We start from the raw sequence: 18,128 nt of genomic DNA on the forward strand, positions 1-18,128 counted from the left end.
CTTATATTTAGATTGAGTTTTATAATCATTGGCTAAAAGTTCTGCAAATATAGTCAATATTTCTTAAAAACAAATTATAATTCAAAAAAAATGTTCAATTATTATTATTTTTCGAATACAAATGGGAATTTTCATCCCCAAAAAGCACAAAAAGGGCAAGGAATTTGAAAGATTCCTCGCCCTTTTTAATCATAAACTCTAATTGTTAGTCTTTAACCGTAATCAGATAATAGTTCTTTTTGCCTTTCTGAGCCAAAAGATACTTTCCATCTATCAGGTCGTCGGCAGTGATGGCACGATTCTGGTCGGTGAGCTTTTCCTTGTTCAACGATACGCCACCGCCCTGTACCATCTTACGCATCTCGCCCTTCGAAGGGAATACTGGGGCCACCGTTGTCAAGAGCTCAATGGCTGGTTGACCGAGCTGATCTTTTGAAATCTCAAACTTCTCTACACCATCGAACACATCGAGGAAGGTCTGTTCATCGAGTTTCTCAAGAGCCTCCTTGGTGGACTTACCGAAGAGGATGTTTGAAGCCTCAATGGCCATATCCAGCGCCTCCTGTGAATGAACCAACACAGTCACCTCTTCGGCCAGGCGCTTTTGCAGCACACGACGACCGGGATCCTGCTTGTGTTCCTCAACAAGTGCGTCAATCACATCCTTCTCCAGCGACGTGAAGATCTTGATATAGCGCTCGGCATCCTCATCGCTGACGTTCAGCCAGAACTGGTAGAAGCGATAAGGTGAGGTACGCTTAGGATCCAGCCAGATGTTGCCGCTCTCTGTCTTACCGAACTTCTTACCGTCACTCTTGGTAATCAGCGGACATGTCAGTGCAAAGGTCTCTACCTCGTTGCCCAGCGTACGGCGAATCAGCTCAGTACCTGTGGTCATGTTACCCCACTGGTCGTTACCGCCCAACTGCAACTTCACGCCCTTGTGCTGATAGAGATACAGGAAGTCGTAGCCCTGCAACAACTGGTAGGTGAACTCGGTAAAGCTAAGACCATCGCGAGCCGTACCGTTCAGGCGCTGCTGCACGCTCTCCTTAGCCATCATATAGTTCACGGTGATATGCTTACCCACCTCACGTGCGAAGTCAAGGAAGGTAAAGTTTTTCATCCAATCGTAGTTGTTCACCATCTCAGCAGCATTAGCTTCTTTACTGTCGAAATCCAGGAATTTTGCCACCTGAGCCTTGATGCACTCCTGATTATGACGCAGGGTTTCATCATTCAGCAGGTTGCGCTCCTGACTCTTTCCAGAGGGGTCGCCAATCATACCTGTAGCACCACCCACCAGGATGATGGGTTTATGGCCACAACGCTGCAAGTGGCGTAGCATCATGATGCCACACAAGTGACCGATATGCAGTGAATCGGCAGTAGGGTCTGTACCCAGATAGGCAGTCACCATCTCCTTCTGCAAGAGTTCTTCTGTGCCGGGCATAATCTGTGCCAGCATACCGCGCCAGCGCAATTCTTCAACGAAGTTCTTTTTCATCGTATATGCTTAATTTTTCGTTATTTATCTCTGAGTGTGCAAAGGTACGAATAAGTGAGAGAAAAACCAAATTAATTTGAGTTTTTCCGAACGTGAGTACCTAAGAACGAAGTTCAAAGGTACGAAAAAGTGAGAGAGAAAAACCAAATTAATTTGAGTTTTTCCGAACGTGAGTATCTAAGAACGAAGTTCAAAGATACGAAAAAGTGGTCGGGATAGGAACGGTTTCGCACTGTCATAGTGCTGCTTTCGTCTTGTTATAGTTACGCTTTTGCGTTGTAATAGCTTTACTTTTGATGTCCGTCCAGCCCCTAGATGTGGCGCATCCAGCCCCTGGAACGAGTCGTTTTAGCCCCTGGATGCGGTTGTTCTAAGGGCTGGATATTGAGCATCCAGGGGCTAAATCTGAAATGATAGCTTCGGTTTTAGACTTTAGAAACGCCTCTTCAAGACTTCAGAATACGTGCTTTTAGACTTTAAAACGACCCTCTCCAGACTCTGGAAATGCCAATTCAAGACTCTGGGAGCATCGCGAAACCTACGCAATTGCAACTGAGTCCACTAAATTTCTACTGAGCCATTAAGGCACGTAACCTATGCAATAAGAACGTAATATCCAAGCGGTTGCTTGGAGTCTAAAGCCGGGATTTATTTCAAGAGAATAAGTTTTTGCCGTTCAAAAGCAACCGTTTTACAGCTTAATACAAAAACTTTAACGATACAAAACCTGCCGAATAACGTCACGCCAGAGGGCTTAATGTTACCATAGAAAGCGAGCAACTTAGGGAGAAAAAAGTGTGTCATGGCACTGGGTCGTAGCCAGAACCGCCCCACGGATTGCAACGCAGGATGCGCCAAACGGCTAAAGCCAGCCCCTTAAAGGGTCCATGCTTGATGATTGCCTCTTTGGCATACTGCGAACAGGTGGGGGTAAAACGACAAGAGGGGGGCGTAAACGGACTGATAACTCGCTGATAGAAGATAATGGGCATCAGCAACAGCCATTTCAATACAGTCAGGATGATGTTACGCAAAGTCTTCATACGCCATACTATTTAGAGTCTGCGACACGCCACAGCATGCTATTCATGCGTAGCGTCCTGCTGCTCGGGCGCAACGCCCACCTTCTTTGCAATACGCGTCAGGAGATGCTTCACACGACTGTCCACCTCAGCAGAAGAGAAATGTTGGTCAGACATCCAAATGAATGCCACAGCCACCATCATCCCCTCGCCCACTTGTTCGGTCAGCAGCTGCTTCTGCTTGCGATAGGCCTCGCGCACCTGGCGCTTCACCCTGTTGCGATCCACCGCATGCTTGAAGTGCCTCTTAGAAACACTAATGAGCACCTCGACCGGCACTTGCCCGTCAGGGTGCTCTTTAGCTAAATAGACGGCTTTCAGCGGAAAGGCAACCACGGCATGACTGTGATTGCCATCAAAGAGCTCATCCATCAGTTTCCGGCTGACGATTCGCTCCCGTTTTTGGAATATAGCCGAAGCCGTCACCATATATATAAATATAATATGCTTTTAATCTTCTTGCATGATCAGGAAATGCTGCAAGGCACTTGTCATAGAAGGATACTTCTCTGAAGGAGCAGACAAGTCCAAACGCAGACCCGCATCCTGCACTGCCTTTGCCGTGGCAGGACCAAATGTAGCAATCGCAATATCACCCTGATTGAAGTTGGGGAAGTTCTTGGTCAGCGACTCGATACCGGCAGGACTGAAGAACACCAGCATGTCGTAGTCGAAAGCCTCAATCTCCTCGGGAGTAAAGTCGTTGCTCACCGTCTTATACATCACGCACTCAGTGTGGTTCAGCTTCTTAGAATCCAGCAAACGAGCCACAGAGTCGTTGTGAACGTCGCTCATAGGAACAAGATACTTCTCTGTCTTATGCTTCACCATGGTTGGAATCAGGTCGTCAATCTTACCTGTTGTACCAAAGAACACCTTACGCTTACGATACTGTACGTATTTCTGGATATAGAGTGCAATTGTCTCTGTTACGCAGAAATATTTCATATCCTCAGGGATAGCAACACGCATTTCCTTTGCCAACGCAAAGAAATGATCGATGGCATGGCGAGAGGTGAACACAATAGCTGTATAGTCCAGAATACTGACCTTCTGTGTTCTGAATTCACGGGCGCTGATACTCTCTACCTTGATAAAGGGGCGGAATACCAACTCCACGCCAAATCGCGATGCGATATCAAAGTAGGGTGATTTCTCACTCGTAGGCTTCGGTTGTGAAACCAAAATCTTCTTGATCATCTCTTGTCCAAATATTTTATTTTATAAAGTCTCCACAATCTTCTCCATTATACCTACCAAGGCGACAAGTGGAGCGATTTCGAGGGCACAAAAATACAAAAAAGATTGCAAAAATAAGCCCTTTTGAACAAAAAAGATGCTTTTTACCTTATAAAATGTTATGATTTTGAGCAAAAACAAGACTAAAATAAAGAAAACAGCCACTTTTTCTATTGCTAAGTCAAAATACACCAACAGCAATATAACAGGGTGAGTTATAACACCTTCCAACACCCAAAGGAAGCGTTGAGCCCTCATCCATTGTAAATTTTCTTTACTTTTATAAAAGACAAAATTAACACAAGAATAGAGCAACCACTTGAACACGAAGTACTGCACAAAGCTGATAAAGGCTAACAACAGGAACAGTGTGCGGTTATCACTAAGAAATGTCAGCCCCAATTTCTGGATAGCCCAACAATAAGAGAAAAAGGCCAGCATCAGACAGTTCACCGTGATGAGCGATATCTGAAAGAACTTCTCGTCGCTGGTATCGCCTAACGAATCTACTTCATGCGAAACAAAAAGCAGTTCTCTCAGGCGATGGCCTGTATAGCTGATGGAACGCGCAATCGAAACCACATAGACCATAAAGCAGACCAGCAACAACAGCGTGAAAAACACGCTATTAGTAATAGTGTCAGGGATAGGGTCACCTGCAACACCCATTCCTGACACCATATATATAGAATCTCCCGAAACGAAGTTCGCGATATCCAACTGACCAATGCCAGTCTGTGCCGCTACTTCCACGGAATCATTCATAACGAGAATTCGCGCTTGATATCATCCACACGGTCCAACTTCTCCCATGTAAACAATTCCACATCCACCGTCTTAGTTTCGTGATAATGACTGGTAAAGGTCTTCGTCACAACCTCCGACTTGCGTCCCATATGACCATAAGCCGCTGTCTCCAGATACATTGGCTGACGCAATTTGAGACTACGTTCGATTGCTTTCGGGCGCAAATCAAACAGTTTTTCAATGCGCTGTGCAATCTCGGCATCGCTCATATTCACGTGAGAACGACCATAAGTGTTCACATAGATATTCATGGGTTGTGCCATACCAATAGCATAGCTCACCTGCACCAGCATTTCGTCGGCCACACCTGCAGCCACCATGTTCTTTGCGATATGACGAGCGGCATAAGCAGCAGAACGGTCCACCTTCGAGGGGTCCTTACCACTGAAAGCGCCACCACCGTGAGCACCCTTACCGCCATAGGTATCAACGATAATCTTACGGCCTGTCAGACCCGTGTCTCCATGAGGACCACCAATCACGAACTTACCAGTGGGGTTCACGTAGTATTTGATATCATCGCCAAAAAGGGCCAACACCTTCTCTGAGTGTATCTTTGACTTTACACGAGGCATCAAGATATTGATAACGTCCTCTTTAATCTTAGCTAACATCGGTTCATCCTCGTCGAATTCATCGTGTTGTGTAGATACCACAATCGTATCGATACGCTCGGGGATACCGGCATCGCTGTATTGAACGGTGACCTGACTCTTTGAGTCGGGACGGAGATAGGTCATCACTTGTCCCTCTTTTCGGATCTCAGCCAGCGTCATCATAATCAGATGAGCCAAATCAAGCGAAACAGGCATATAGTTCTCTGTCTCGTTGGTGGCATATCCAAACATCATACCTTGGTCACCAGCACCTTGATTCTCGTCGTCCTCACGCTCCACGCCACGGTTAATATCAGCACTTTGCTCATGGATAGCCGTCAGGATTCCACATGAGTTTCCATCGAACTGATATTCAGCTTTTGTATAACCAATCTTCTTGATCGTTTTTCTTGCAATAGTAGGCAGGTCGATATACACATCACTGCGTACCTCGCCCATGATCACCACCTGACCTGTCGTCACGAAGGTCTCGATAGCACAATGAGCCTTTTCATCGTAGGCCAAAAACTGATCCAGCAGTGCGTCACTGATCTGGTCGGCCACTTTATCAGGATGTCCTTCCGACACTGATTCTGAAGAAAAGAAATATGACATACTTATTCTTTACTTATTTAATTATTAACGATTTCTGGGTGCAAAGTTACTACATTCTTTCCACACCACAAAGGAATGTCCCCTTATTTTATTGTTCGTAACCTCCAAAACTCTCGGTATCTTCCTCACCATTTTGCATCTCGTCGTGCCCCAGACGTTTCTTCTGGTTCATATTACCAAAGTTCCACGTCAGTTGCAAATTGATGCGGGGGTCGCGCCAGTTTTTCTGATGACGCCAGAATGTAGGCCCTTCAGTATAGTTCTCAAACTGACGGGTATTAAACACGTCGCGCCAGTTCAGTGCCACAGCAAAGGTCTTGTCAAGGAACGTTTTTCTCACGCCCAGATCCAGACTGCCGTTGGCCTTGCGGTAGCCCTGCGTGATAACCGAACGCGAACGATAGTTGCCCGTGGCCTGCAGCGAAATGCTGTAAGGCAGGATGACCGATGCCAGCACACGAGCATCCCAAGCAAAGTTCTCATCGCTCTCGCCCGTCACCACCTGTCCCTCGACCAGTGTTGAGAAACCATCCAGTTTATAATAGTATGCATTCAGGGTGGTGGTCAGGTCAAGAATACGGAACAGCTTATCCTTCAAGATCAGTTCTGCACCTGCACTTTGACTTTTTGCCACATTCAGGTTGGTCATAAACATCACTGGTTGTCCACTGTAGGTTCCCTGATAGCGCACTCGCTGCATCACGTCGGTCGTCGGACGATAATAGGTGCCCAGCGACAACGTATGAGCAGCCCACGTCTTCAGATAATTCACAGAGAACGAATTGGTATATTCGGGCGTCAGTTCAGGGTTACCGAACTCTATCATCGAGGCATCACGCGTGTTCTTAAACGAGTTCAGCTGACCGCCCCATGGACGACGCAGGCGACGTGTGTAGTTCAGCTGCAACTGCGAAGTCTTTGTCAGTTCATAGTTTAAGAACAGCGAAGGAAACAGTTGGAAATAATCCTTCTTAAACGGTTCTTCAACGCCATAATAGTCACGGCTCTTGGTATCCACGCGCCAATACTCTCCACGCAGTCCAGCCATAATCCCCATGCGGCCCATCTTCAGATTACCCGTGGCATAAAGCGCATGCACATCCATGTCGTAGATAAAGCGATTATAGAAATAAGGCTCATCCTCATATTGCTGGGTTGTCTGATTCCACATCTGCGACTCCTGCGGTGTGTTCTCATGCGAGAAACGTCCGTTATAACCAGCTTCCAATTTAAGGGCTTCGTTCAGTTGATTCTCATAATCCACCTTTGCCTCCCACGCTTGGTTATTGATATTCATCGGACGAAACTGTAGGCTGTAGGTCGGAGCGCTACCATCGAAATAGGTTGTATCATTGCGATAAGTGTTCGAACCATCACTGGTCCACTTATTGAATGACAACGAAGCATCCAACTTATGCGTCCCCTGCTCGTTGAACTTATGCGTAAAAGACAGTTCGCCATTATACATACGATGGTCGCCATCCCCCTTTGTGGTGCGTAGCATCTGTCGGTCATCACCAGTTGCCACGTTACCATAGCGATAACTTGTCTTATTGTCGTTCGAGTGGTTGCCATTCATCATCATGCCCGTCAGCGACAGGTCGTCATTTTCGGTCATATGAAAAGTAAATCCACCCCGCATAAAAAGTCCACCGCCACGATTATTGTCTTCACCATCTATCATCTGATAGTCACTACGGTTACCGCTGGCATCCTTGTAGTACTGTTCGCTTCGGTTGCCTCCGTCACCCTTACGACGACGATAGCCCACATTAGCAAACGCATCTATCCACTTCGACGAGTAGTTAATATTACCGCCCAAGTTCCAACCGCCTTGCTGGTTCACACCCGTCTGCACCGAACCATAATAGCCAGCACGACGATCACGCTTCAACACGATATTGATGATGCCAGCTGTTCCCTCGGGCGAGTACTTCGCACTGGGATTGTCTATCACCTCAATACGCTCAATGCTCTCGGCAGGAATCTGCTGCAGAATCTCTGCACGGTTGTCTGAAGTCAGTCCACTCGCCTTCCCATTGATCCACACTTCTACACTCGAGTTGCCACGCAGCGATATCTCTCCGTCTGTGGTCACCTCCACGCTGGGAATATTCTCCAGCAAGTCCGTCACGCTGCCACCAGCAGCTGCCAACACCTCATCAACGGTGAAGGTCTTACGGTCCACTTCCAACTTCATCTGTGAGCGCTGCCCCGTAATCTGCACTTCCTTCAGCGTCTGTGCATCTACCATCATAAACACACGGTTGAAGTGAGCCGTACGTTTCTGCGGCGTTATCTGAAACGTCCTGTTAACGGACTTGTAGCCCACAAACGACAGCTGCAAGTTATACTCGCCGTCCTTCAATCCACTAACTCCGAAATGGCCCTTTTCATCGGTCATTCCTCCACCTATTAACTTACCATTAGTGTCTGTCACGCGCACATTTACAAACTGCAAGACCTCATCAGTCTGCTTGTCTGCCACTATTCCGCGCACCATTCCCTGAGCACTCATGCCCATTGCGGAAACCAAAAAGAAAAAAAAGAATAATAACCTAGTCATTAATGTATAAATAGAACATAATTGCTGTATACAACATCAACAAGTAGCTACAGCCTTTCCAAATTTTTCCAAAGATATAACAAGCTATCATTAACACAACCAACCAGAAGACTGTTTCAGCCGTCACGGTTGTAGATATAAGCTCCAGCAAGTCCGTCGGAGGTTCCTCTAAACCCTCCGTCACCTCGGGCATATCCCTCATCGACCTTGGCACATCCCTCAAAGAGCGACTTCTTAATTCATATTCCCCTTCATCTTTTTGAGCCAGCATGGTGGTCCAACTCAACAAAGAGCAGAACAGAAAATACAACCGAGAAGGTATTCTTATTATAGTCGATCGTAGATGCATCATCTAGTTTTGGTGCAAAGGTAACTATTAATCACAACATCCGGAAATCTTTTAAGAATATTTGGATTTTTATTCTTTTAGTCTTTATCAATTCGCCACGACCATCCGACCCGTCCTTGGCGAATGCCAAAGAACAATAATTCTCAACAAACTTACATATTATTATAAATTTACACAATTACACTTTCAGATTGTAATAGTTACTACAATCACAAATTACACTTTGTCACTTTTTGCCTTTTTCAAGATAAAAGTACACGAATGTCATTCCTTTTTTGCATAAAAAATAAGTAATTTTGCATCCAGAACCTCGGTTCTGCCCCATAAAATCCATTGCAACACAACACAAATTAAATAAGATTGGTGCAAAGAAACGAGATATAATTCGTATCTTTGCACCATCGTTTTTGATTAATACACACCGCTTATGGCACTAGTCAACGAACACTTCCTGAAGTTGCCCAACAACTACCTTTTTGCCGACGTTGCGAAAAAGGTGAAAGTATTCCGCACCATGAATCCACGCGTCAACGTCATCACCTTAGGTATAGGCGATGTCACCCAACCCATCTGCCCTGCTGTGCGCCAAGCCATGCATCTGGCAGTCGATGAGATGGGCACTGAGAAAGGGTTTCACGGCTATGGTCCCGAGCAGGGCTATGACTTTCTGCGCGAAGCCATACTGAAACACGACTTTCTTGCACGTGGCATCCATTTAGACGCCGACGAGATTTTTGTCAACGATGGCGCCAAGAGCGACACAGGCAACATTCAAGAGCTGGTACGTTGGGACAACAGCATCAGTGTCACCGACCCCATCTATCCTGTCTATATCGATTCCAACGTGATGATAGGCCGTGCCGGTACTGTGGAGAACGGTCGTTGGTCAAACGTGTTTTATATTCCCTGCACAGCAGAGAACAACTTCATTCCTGAGATTCCCAAGCAACGAGTGGATATTATCTACCTGTGCTACCCCAACAACCCCACGGGCATTGCTCTCAACAAGCAGCAACTGCGCCAATGGGTGAACTATGCCCTGCACAACGATGCCCTAATATTCTTCGACGCAGCCTACGAGGCCTACATACAGGATGCCGATGTGCCCCACTCTATCTACGAGATAAAAGGTGCACGCAAGTGTGCCATCGAGTTTCACAGCTACTCAAAAACAGCAGGTTTCACTGGTCTTCGTTGCGGCTACACCGTAGTGCCCCATGAGGTTACAGCCTCAACGCTCAGCGGCGAGCGCATCCACCTGAACCACCTGTGGTACCGCCGTCAATGCACCAAATTCAACGGAACCAACTACATCACTCAGCGTGGCGCCGAGGCCACCTACTCGGCCGATGGCAAACAGCAGGTCCGCGAAACCATCAATTATTATATGGAGAACGCACGCCACATGAAAGATGTGCTCACGAAGTTGGGCATTGAAATCTATGGCGGTCAAAATGCGCCCTACTTATGGATGAAGACACCCAACGGAGCCTCATCCTGGCGTTTCTTTGAAGAGATGCTTTATGGTGCCCATGTGGTGTGCACCCCGGGTGTCGGGTTTGGTCCCAGCGGCGAAGGCTATGTCCGTCTGACGGCGTTCAACAGTCACGAGCAGACCGAAATAGCCCTCGACAGGCTCAGCAAATGGCTGGGGTAGCAGCACGCTTCTGCATCATGCGGCGCCATTTAAGATAGCCCAAGATGGCTATCACCACACTGATGGCATAGTAGCTGCCCTTCACCGGGATACCTTTATAGGCATAGAGAGCCACCTTGATAGCATCCACCACCACCCAGATGAACCATTGTTCGATGTATTTTTTCGACAATGCCCATAAGCCAACGATGCTCAAAGCATTGACAAAGCTGTCACTGATAGGCACGTTTGATGGAGTGCCATACGTCAGCCATAGCCACACCACTGCCCAGATTGCCACGAAAGCCAGCGCTACAGGCAACAGACTTGCGACAGGAAAATGACTGATCTCCAAGTGTCCTGCCTTCTCTTTAGAGACATTTCCCCCTTCCTTTTTCCCCCACTGCCACACACAAAAGCCCCAAATGGCAGCCACAGCATAGTAGCCATCCATCACCGAGTCGGCATAGAGTCCGTTTTGCCAATACAGCACAATGTCAACCAGTGGCATCACGATACCCACAAACCACAGCAGGATGCTGGCACGATACTCGCACCAAAGATACACCAGCCCCAGTGCCATTGAGAAGCACTCGAGCTGGTGTGTCTGTATATAGTCAACAACCATCATCTTTGATTAGAATCTCAGCGTCAGGTTGGCCATTGCCGTACTATTAGCCATGGGGAAGAAGTAGATCTGATAGTAGCGGTTGTTGTTGGGATGATCACCGCTGGCTATGCACGAATAGACATAGGCAGCCGTAGCATAGTGAGCATTAAACACATTATTGAAAGTCAGTCCCAGTTCCACTTCCTTCAGCGGAGCCACCTTCTCAACCTTCGAGGTGTAGCTCAAGTAGAGATTGCTAAAGGTATAGGCTGGCAACGAGCGGTCGCGGCACTCGGTGTTGTCCAAATACTGACGCGACACGTAGTTGGTATGCCAGGTAGCATTGAATCCTTTATAGTGGAAATCCACAAAACCATTCAGCACTGCCGATGGCGAACAAGCCAGCGTAGAGTTGTCGTAATGGAAGGTCTCCGTAGAACTCCAATCCACGCTCACCACCTCGTCGAAATTCTTAATCTTGTTCTGACTCAGAGCGGCATTGCCCTCGATGGTCAGCAGCGGACAGATGTCCCAGGCAGCGCTCAGTTCCACACCCATGCGATAAGAATCCTTGATGTTGGTGGTCAGTGCCTCGCCGATATCACTCATGGCGCCCGTTTTCACAAACTGGTCGGTGTAGTCCATGTAGTAGAAGTTCACGCCACCACGAAAACGACGTGATGAGTAGTTATAGCCCAGCTCATAGTCTATCACACGTTCTGCCTTGGGGAAAGGATAGTTATAGTTGTCCGTGAAATTATTGCGCTCCGGCTCGCGATGACTCATAGCCACCGAAGCATAAGCATGATGCGGACCCTTGTTGTAGCTCATGCCAGCCTTCGGATTGAAGAAGTTGTAAGTCTCGTCAACATCCAGTCGCTGAGCCTCCAGCTGACCAGCTCCGTTGGTATAGAACGCATCGTTTGTTCCGTCAGTCTTATAGCCCACATAGCGATACTGCGCATCAGCAAAGACGTTCCAGTTCTTGGCAAACTCATAGGCCGCCTTCAAATAGACGTTGGCATCATTCTTCGTCGCTTCCGAGAAGTTTATGTCGTATCCGTCGCGACCGATGCGGGCATCATGCAGTTCCTTGTTCTCAGCATAGATCAGCCGACTATAGTGGTCGCCCTTAAACTGCTGCAGCGAGAATCCGCCAATGATGTTCCAGCGTTGGTCCTTATAGTTCACGTTGCCCAATGCACCATAGGCATCCTGACTCATACCTTTCTTACGGATGAACGTATTCGTCTTCACCTGGTTGCCCTGTGCATCATAGAAAGGCTCCAGTCCGTACTTGGCCAGTTTTTTGTCGTATTTTAAGTCCTGATAGTAGCCATGACCATGAGTATAGTGTGCCGTCAGGGTAGCTGCCCAGCGGTCTGACAACCGGAAAGCGCCGGTCAAGATGTTGTGCCCCTGCCAGAAGTTGTCGGTTGCACCCTTCCATAGCGAACCATCGTTCAACTGATAGCGCTCTGTGATGTAACGACCATCAGCATCACGGGCAAAGGCAGACCCCTCGTTCACCATGTGTTCATACAGGTCGTTATAGCGTCCCAGACCAGCCTTGTTAAGGTCAGCATAGTCCTTGATGCCAGTATTGGCGCCCCAGGTGCCGTCCATCAACGACAAATCGCCGTCACCGGGAGTAACACCATTCCAAGCCTGCCCGGTCTTTTCGAAGTTACCAAAGTGCTTATAGCTGATCTGCATGCGGTCGTTCAGCCAGGTCAGTCCACCATAGTAAGAGCCCGAACGGCCATCCGTGCCGTGCACATAGCCATCCGTGCCGGTGGTGTGATAGGCCACGTCCACGACCAAATGATTGAGCATCAGTCCTGTGGTAAACTTTCCACCTATATTATAGGTATTATAGCTACCGAAGGAGCTATTCCATTCTGCCCCTGCCTTCATCGATGGAGCCTTCGACTGCAGTGCCACCGTTCCGCCAAAAGCGCCGTCGCCATTGGTCGAGGTGCCCACGCCGCGTTGAATCTGTGCCGACCCGAGCAACGAGGCATACGAGTTCATGTTGGCCCAGAAGACACACTGGTCCTCGGGCGAGTTGAGGGGCACACCGTCTAACGTCACGTTGATACGCGAGTCACCAGCACCGCGGATAGCCAGCTTGGTGGTACCAGTGCCCATACCGTTTTCGCTCCAAGCCATCACGCCAGGCGTACGAGCAAACAAGAAAGGCAGTTCGCGTCCCGAAGTTGAGAAAGCGCTCAACTCCTTCTGTTTGATATTAGCCACCGCATAAGGAGCATTCTTCTGCGTGCGTACACCACTGACAACCACCTCATGCAGTTGTTCCATTTTCAGCGAATCAACAGGTTCGGCTGCCATCGCATTCACAGCTATGAATGCAGTTAATCCCAAAAGAATCTTTTTCATTCTTGAAAATTATATTATTAAATCATGTTACGGGGTGTGTGCCAGCTGCCAATTCCATCCCTACGTCGGTATGACCCGCATCAGGTTTAGAGGGTATTATCTCAGCCGGCCAACAGAATCCGGCACCCCTTGAATTCCTGGCGCAAAGTTACACATTATTATTGTAACCACAAAAATATTAGCGGCAAACTTTTTTCTACAAGCGATTTACATCCTGTCAGAATCGCTTGTTTTCCTTTAATTAAACAGACTTAAAATACATCAAATAATACCCTTCTGCTCACCGATGTTTCAGAATTATTTCGTACCTTTGCAGTCGAATTCAGGTATAATGGTAAAAAGATTATATGAAGCAGACTAAAATTGTAGCATCGATCAGCGACAGACGTTGTGATACGGAGTTCATACGCTCGCTCTTTAACGCAGGTATGAATGTTGTTCGCATGAACACCGCACATGCTCCAGAAGAGGGCATCCGCCAGATTGTAAAGAACGTGCGCGAGGTGAGTCATCACATCGGCATCATGATTGACACCAAAGGTCCCGAGGTGCGCACTACCGCTTGCGCAGAACCCATCCACTACAAGACGGGCGACGTGGTGAAAATCTTTGGCCGTCCCGAGATGGAGACCACCCATGACATTGTGAACGTCACCTATAAGAACTTCGCTGCCGATGTTCACGAAGGCTGTCATATTCTCTTTGACGACGGTGCACTCGACATGCAGGTCATTGGCATCAGTGGTCCACAGATCATGGCACAGGTGAAGAACGATGGTGTGCTGGGCTCACGCAAGAGCGTCAACGTGCCTGGCATTCATATAGACCTGCCTGCACTGACCGAGAAAGACCGCAAGAACATCATGCTCGCCATCGAGCTGGACATCGACTTCATTGCGCACTCATTTGTTCGCTCGGCTGCCGATGTACGTGCCGTCCAGGCCATCCTTGATGCCTACAACTCTGACATTAAAATCATCTCGAAGATAGAGAACCAAGAAGGTGTGGACAACATCGACGAGATTATCGAGGCTTCCTACGGCATCATGATTGCCCGCGGCGATTTGGGCATCGAAGTACCCATTGAGCGCATCCCCGGCATTCAGCGCCGCATCATCCGCAAGTGCGTGCAGGCCAAGAAGCCCGTCATCGTGGCCACACAGATGCTTCACTCCATGATACAGAATCCTCGTCCCACCCGTGCCGAGGTGACCGACATTGCCAATGCCATCTACTACCGCACCGACGCGCTGATGCTCTCGGGCGAGACCGCCAGCGGAAAATATCCTATCGAGGCCGTCACCACGATGGCACAGATTGCCGAGCAGGCCGAGCGCGACAAGTTGCGCGAGAACGACATTGAGATTCCGCTCTCTTCCGATTGCGACATCCGCGAGTTCATGTCGCACAGTGCTATCGAGGCCACCGAGAAACTCGGCGTAAAGGGCATTATCACCGACTGTACCACGGGTCTCACCGCCCGTTCGCTGGCAGCCTTCCGTGGTCCCAACCCCGTGTTGGCCATCTGCTACCACGAGAAGGTGCAGCGTCTGTTGAACCTCAGCTATGGCGTTATCCCCGTCTATCAGAAGGAACACATTGACAGCGAAGAGCTCTTCCTGGCTGCCGTGCGCATGTTGCGCCAGAAAGGATATCTGGAGGACGACGACAAGATTGCCTATCTGAGTGGTAATGTTGGTGAGTGTGGCGGCACCAAGTTCTTAGAGATCAACACCGTGAGGGAGTTGTTCACCAACAAATACCGATTCCATCTTCCCCGGAAATAAGACATCGTTTTTTAAAACTCATAATAAATGATTGCCCCCCAGAAGTACATCGCATGGCTTTTGGGGGTTATTCATGCCGCGATGCGCTTCACGGTCAACTTATTGATGGCGTTCGACAAGTCCACCGTTGCGGTATTGGTCTTTCTGTCGGCCGACTGCATCAGGTGGTTCAGCGTGATGATGTGTGTGCTGAATGCTATTTGAAGTAGTCGTTATAGATCTTGATGGCAAACACGATGAGACTGCAAGAGCTCGTCACCAGATTGGTGAGAAACAGCGACCAGATGATGTCGGGCTCATGAAGCAGCCCCTGCAACATGAAAGCAATGCCGCCGATGCCCATCATCAGGAAGGTGGGCAGCGCAATGCCGTCGGTATTGCGGGTGCGTATGGTGGTGATGGCCTGAGGCAGATAGCCCAGAACCATACAAATAGTGGCAACATATCCACATATCTCTACAAATGATCCTTGTTCCATAGTCATCAATAAAAAGTTAATCGTACTGGTTGCAAAAATAAATAAAAATTCCGATAAACCTCACGATTCATCGGATTATTTATCTCGAAGCACCGCTATGACGACCTAAGAGCCTTACTCTTGCAAACCAAGAGTGCCCCCTTCAGCTTGCAATAGTTATACTTTTGATGTCTGTCTAGCCCCTGGAAAGGCCACTCCCAGCCCCTGGACAGCACCCATCTAGCCCCTAGACGGACCCATTCTAGGGGCTAGAAACGACTCATCCAGGGGCTAGAATGGCATCAAGAGCAAAGCTATTGCAGCACAAAAGTAAAGCTATGGCTGGGCAAAAGTAAAGCTATAGCAGGGCAAAAGTAAAGCTTTAACAAGACGAAAGCAGAACTATGATAATACAAAGAGAGGATGCGCAAGGGCGCATCCTCTCTGCAATGATATGACGAGGTTCACTTAGAACTTCTTTGTGGTCAGGAACGACGAGGTGCGGGTGGGACTATACATCTCCCACAGCGATGCAACGGTCCAGCCGGGGGCGAAGATGTCGTTATAAAAGCCCTTACCATTGCGACCGTAGTCCCAGTTGGTGTGCTGTACCACCTCGGGGTTGAAGCCCGGTACGCCGATGCCGCAGAGGCGCTCGGGTGTGGGCAACAGCTGATTGAGCGAAGAGTAGATGAGGTTGTATGCCTGTGTGAAGCGCTGCTCACGCAGTTCCTCGCCCAGCCACTTCACGATGTGGGGCAACTCAAAGACGAACACGTCGATGTGGTTGTTCTCCACAGACACGTTACCCCAACCGCGGCTCTTGAAGCCCAGGTCGCCCAGCATCTGTCCCTTAGCAAAGGGTACGTCCCAGAGGTAGTACCATGACAGGGCGAAGTAGGTGGCCTTCTGACACAGGTCGATGTAGTGCTGACGTTCCTGCTTCTTGGTGACCATCGCCATGTAGTAGGTAGCGGTGACGGCGCTGATGGCAGCCTCCTTGTCCTCGCAGTTGGCATCGAGGGTAGAAGAGAAATAGTCGCTCTTAGAGATGATGTTCTTCTCCAAGTAGTCGATGGTGCGCTTGGCAGCAGCCAGATAGCGCTTGTCGCCAAAGAACTTATAACCCATGACGAGCGTTGAGGTGGCACTGGGGGTAGAACCGCCCGAGGCGTCAACATCGCTGTGGTCGTCGCGATACTTGCGGGGGAAGCTGCCGTCGGCCTTCTGCAACTGCAGCATCTGGTTGAGCAGCGTGCGCATCTTCACCTCCCAGTCCTTATGCTGGCGGCCCTGCTTCTTCTCGTAGGCCAGGTAGTGGAGCACGGCATAGACAGCCTCTGACTGCTGGCGGATGCTATGGATGCAGTCCTTGTCGGCAGGAATGCCACGAGCAATGTGGAAGTCCTCCTTGAAATAGCCACGAGCGGTGAAGCCATGCTCCAGCCAGCTATTGAAGATCTCCTGTCCCATGCGTACGAACTCGGCATTACCCTTCTGTTCGCCATACTCCAAGGCATTGAAACCGTTGAGCAACACACGACCGCAGAAGCCCAGCTGCACATGATCCACGGGGAGGCAGTCGTCGCAGCGCAGACCGTGACCTGAGTGATACTTCAGGGCATACTTGTCAACATAGCCCTTGGCAAAATAGTTAGACAGCTGTGCTTTCATCTCGTCAGCGGTGTAGAGCGGCTGAATGGGCTGAGGGTTGATCTCGTCCATGCAGAAGTTCCACGTATCAGCCACAAACTGACCGAAGTCCTGAGCCTTGCCACGGGTGATGACCCAGGTCACGCTCTGCTTCTCGCCCTTCTCCAGACAAGCAAAGGCCTGGATGGGAGCCGTCAGCGTCAGCTTGCGGATGTAGCGCTTGGGGGTCTCCATGTAAGGATAGCCGAAGGTCAGGCTGGCTTTGCCGGTGGCATTGTCGAAGCCCAGATAGCCCAGCGAGGTCTTGCCACTGACGATGACCTCACCCTCCTGATGGGTGGTGAGTGCCTCGACAGGGGCATCCAACTGGCGCAGCACGGTCAGCGTGCTGCCACTCTTGGCATCATACACACCGGTGAGGGGCGACGACAGACGGTCTTCGCGCACGTTCCAGCTCTTTGAGGTGTGGAACGAAGGTGCCTCCTTGGGCGAACGAAGGTTCTTGTGATACCAGAAACCCGGCAGATAGAAGTCGCAATCGTCGGTGGCAAACTCCGTAGGGAGCATGGCACCAAAGTTGAAATAGACACGCTCCTTGGCCTGGAAAGTGACGGTCAGCAACTGGCTTTCGCCCTCCTGCTTCACATTCTTAGTGATGGTCAAGGGCAGTTCTTTGGCTGCCTTCAGCTGTCCCTGTTGCTCGCTGAGCAGATAGGTGACGGCATTGTTGCCTGGTTTCTTGATACTGATGTTGAAACGCTGTGCTGCACCCTGCATGGCAAAGGCAGCAGCTAACGAGAGTAAAGCAAATCTGTAGTTCATAA

General features: G+C 49.1%; 14 protein-coding genes and 1 riboswitch. Of the genes, 3 read left to right on the forward strand and 11 right to left on the reverse strand.

Annotated elements, in window-relative coordinates; genetic code table 11:
- Window positions 1–205: 205 nt before the first annotated feature.
- From tyrS to L6472_RS12635, 7 genes are all read right to left on the reverse strand, one after another.
- Window positions 206–1,507 (reverse strand): tyrosine--tRNA ligase, encoded by a 1,302-nt coding sequence (gene tyrS, locus L6472_RS12605; RefSeq protein ID WP_237805635.1) that lies wholly within the window; start codon window positions 1,505–1,507, stop codon window positions 206–208.
- Window positions 1,508–2,307: 800 nt separating this feature from the next.
- A complete protein-coding gene (gene yidD / locus L6472_RS12610) occupies window positions 2,308–2,550 on the reverse strand; it encodes a membrane protein insertion efficiency factor YidD (RefSeq protein WP_237805637.1) in 243 nt (80 codons plus the stop codon).
- A 39-nt stretch (window positions 2,551–2,589) separates the two neighbouring features.
- A complete protein-coding gene (rnpA, locus tag L6472_RS12615; protein WP_255777024.1) occupies window positions 2,590–3,018 on the reverse strand; it encodes a ribonuclease P protein component in 429 nt (142 codons plus the stop codon).
- Between the two features lie 21 nt (window positions 3,019–3,039).
- Window positions 3,040–3,789 carry a uroporphyrinogen-III synthase gene (locus tag L6472_RS12620; protein WP_237805641.1) on the reverse strand — a complete coding sequence of 250 codons (750 nt, stop codon included), beginning with the start codon at window positions 3,787–3,789 and terminating at the stop codon, window positions 3,040–3,042.
- 21 nt (window positions 3,790–3,810) lie between these two features.
- Entirely contained in the window at window positions 3,811–4,593 is a 783-nt protein-coding gene (locus L6472_RS12625; RefSeq protein ID WP_237805643.1) for a DUF4271 domain-containing protein, read from the reverse strand.
- On the reverse strand, window positions 4,590–5,846 hold the full coding sequence (gene metK, locus L6472_RS12630; protein WP_237805645.1) for a methionine adenosyltransferase: 1,257 nt from the start codon (window positions 5,844–5,846) through the stop codon (window positions 4,590–4,592). Before metK ends, L6472_RS12625 begins: the two co-directional genes overlap by 4 nt.
- An 88-nt stretch (window positions 5,847–5,934) precedes the next feature.
- Window positions 5,935–8,370, reverse strand: a complete 2,436-nt coding sequence (locus tag L6472_RS12635) for an outer membrane beta-barrel family protein (RefSeq protein ID WP_237805648.1) — start codon at window positions 8,368–8,370, stop codon at window positions 5,935–5,937.
- A gap of 818 nt (window positions 8,371–9,188) precedes the next feature.
- Here L6472_RS12635 and L6472_RS12640 point away from each other — a divergent pair.
- On the forward strand, window positions 9,189–10,418 hold the full coding sequence (locus L6472_RS12640) for an LL-diaminopimelate aminotransferase (protein WP_237805649.1): 1,230 nt from the start codon (window positions 9,189–9,191) through the stop codon (window positions 10,416–10,418).
- On the opposite strand, the gene pnuC is transcribed toward L6472_RS12640, so the two are convergent.
- Entirely contained in the window at window positions 10,399–11,028 is a 630-nt protein-coding gene (gene pnuC, locus L6472_RS12645; RefSeq protein ID WP_370640854.1) for a nicotinamide riboside transporter PnuC, read from the reverse strand. The two genes, L6472_RS12640 and pnuC, sit on opposite strands and share 20 nt — an antisense overlap.
- A 6-nt stretch (window positions 11,029–11,034) precedes the next feature.
- Complete coding sequence (locus L6472_RS12650; RefSeq protein WP_237805651.1) at window positions 11,035–13,407, reverse strand: TonB-dependent receptor; 2,373 nt, start codon at window positions 13,405–13,407, stop codon at window positions 11,035–11,037.
- 39 nt (window positions 13,408–13,446) lie between these two features.
- Window positions 13,447–13,547: riboswitch (TPP riboswitch) on the reverse strand.
- Between the two features lie 207 nt (window positions 13,548–13,754).
- Here L6472_RS12650 and pyk point away from each other — a divergent pair.
- Together pyk and L6472_RS12660 are read left to right on the forward strand one after the other, a co-directional pair.
- Window positions 13,755–15,194: a pyruvate kinase gene (pyk, locus tag L6472_RS12655; protein ID WP_237805653.1), complete on the forward strand. Its 1,440-nt coding sequence runs from the start codon at window positions 13,755–13,757 to the stop codon at window positions 15,192–15,194.
- Between the two features lie 53 nt (window positions 15,195–15,247).
- A complete protein-coding gene (locus L6472_RS12660; RefSeq protein WP_237805654.1) occupies window positions 15,248–15,403 on the forward strand; it encodes a hypothetical protein in 156 nt (51 codons plus the stop codon).
- On the opposite strand, the gene L6472_RS12665 is transcribed toward L6472_RS12660, so the two are convergent.
- Together L6472_RS12665 and L6472_RS12670 are read right to left on the reverse strand one after the other, a co-directional pair.
- Window positions 15,391–15,672 (reverse strand): SemiSWEET family sugar transporter, encoded by a 282-nt coding sequence (locus tag L6472_RS12665; protein ID WP_237805656.1) that lies wholly within the window; start codon window positions 15,670–15,672, stop codon window positions 15,391–15,393. The genes L6472_RS12660 and L6472_RS12665 overlap by 13 nt on opposite strands.
- A gap of 447 nt (window positions 15,673–16,119) precedes the next feature.
- On the reverse strand, window positions 16,120–18,126 hold the full coding sequence (locus L6472_RS12670; protein WP_237805659.1) for a hypothetical protein: 2,007 nt from the start codon (window positions 18,124–18,126) through the stop codon (window positions 16,120–16,122).
- Between the last annotated feature and the right edge of the window lie 2 nt (window positions 18,127–18,128).

This window comes from Prevotella sp. E13-17 (assembly GCF_022024035.1).
Classification (GTDB): Bacteria; Bacteroidota; Bacteroidia; order Bacteroidales; family Bacteroidaceae; genus Prevotella.

Coding starts and splice junctions, on each gene's coding strand:
- tyrS (WP_237805635.1), bottom strand. CDS start 1,507: ATGAAAAAGAACTTCGTTGAAGAATTGCGCTGGCGCGGTATGCTGGCA.
- yidD (WP_237805637.1), bottom strand. CDS start 2,550: ATGAAGACTTTGCGTAACATCATCCTGACTGTATTGAAATGGCTGTTG.
- rnpA (WP_255777024.1), bottom strand. CDS start 3,018: ATGGTGACGGCTTCGGCTATATTCCAAAAACGGGAGCGAATCGTCAGC.
- L6472_RS12620 (WP_237805641.1), bottom strand. CDS start 3,789: ATGATCAAGAAGATTTTGGTTTCACAACCGAAGCCTACGAGTGAGAAA.
- L6472_RS12625 (WP_237805643.1), bottom strand. CDS start 4,593: ATGAATGATTCCGTGGAAGTAGCGGCACAGACTGGCATTGGTCAGTTG.
- metK (WP_237805645.1), bottom strand. CDS start 5,846: ATGTCATATTTCTTTTCTTCAGAATCAGTGTCGGAAGGACATCCTGAT.
- L6472_RS12635 (WP_237805648.1), bottom strand. CDS start 8,370: ATGGGCATGAGTGCTCAGGGAATGGTGCGCGGAATAGTGGCAGACAAG.
- L6472_RS12640 (WP_237805649.1), top strand. CDS start 9,189: ATGGCACTAGTCAACGAACACTTCCTGAAGTTGCCCAACAACTACCTT.
- pnuC (WP_370640854.1), bottom strand. CDS start 11,028: ATGATGGTTGTTGACTATATACAGACACACCAGCTCGAGTGCTTCTCA.
- L6472_RS12650 (WP_237805651.1), bottom strand. CDS start 13,407: ATGAAAAAGATTCTTTTGGGATTAACTGCATTCATAGCTGTGAATGCG.
- pyk (WP_237805653.1), top strand. CDS start 13,755: ATGAAGCAGACTAAAATTGTAGCATCGATCAGCGACAGACGTTGTGAT.
- L6472_RS12660 (WP_237805654.1), top strand. CDS start 15,248: ATGGCTTTTGGGGGTTATTCATGCCGCGATGCGCTTCACGGTCAACTT.
- L6472_RS12665 (WP_237805656.1), bottom strand. CDS start 15,672: ATGGAACAAGGATCATTTGTAGAGATATGTGGATATGTTGCCACTATT.
- L6472_RS12670 (WP_237805659.1), bottom strand. CDS start 18,126: ATGAACTACAGATTTGCTTTACTCTCGTTAGCTGCTGCCTTTGCCATG.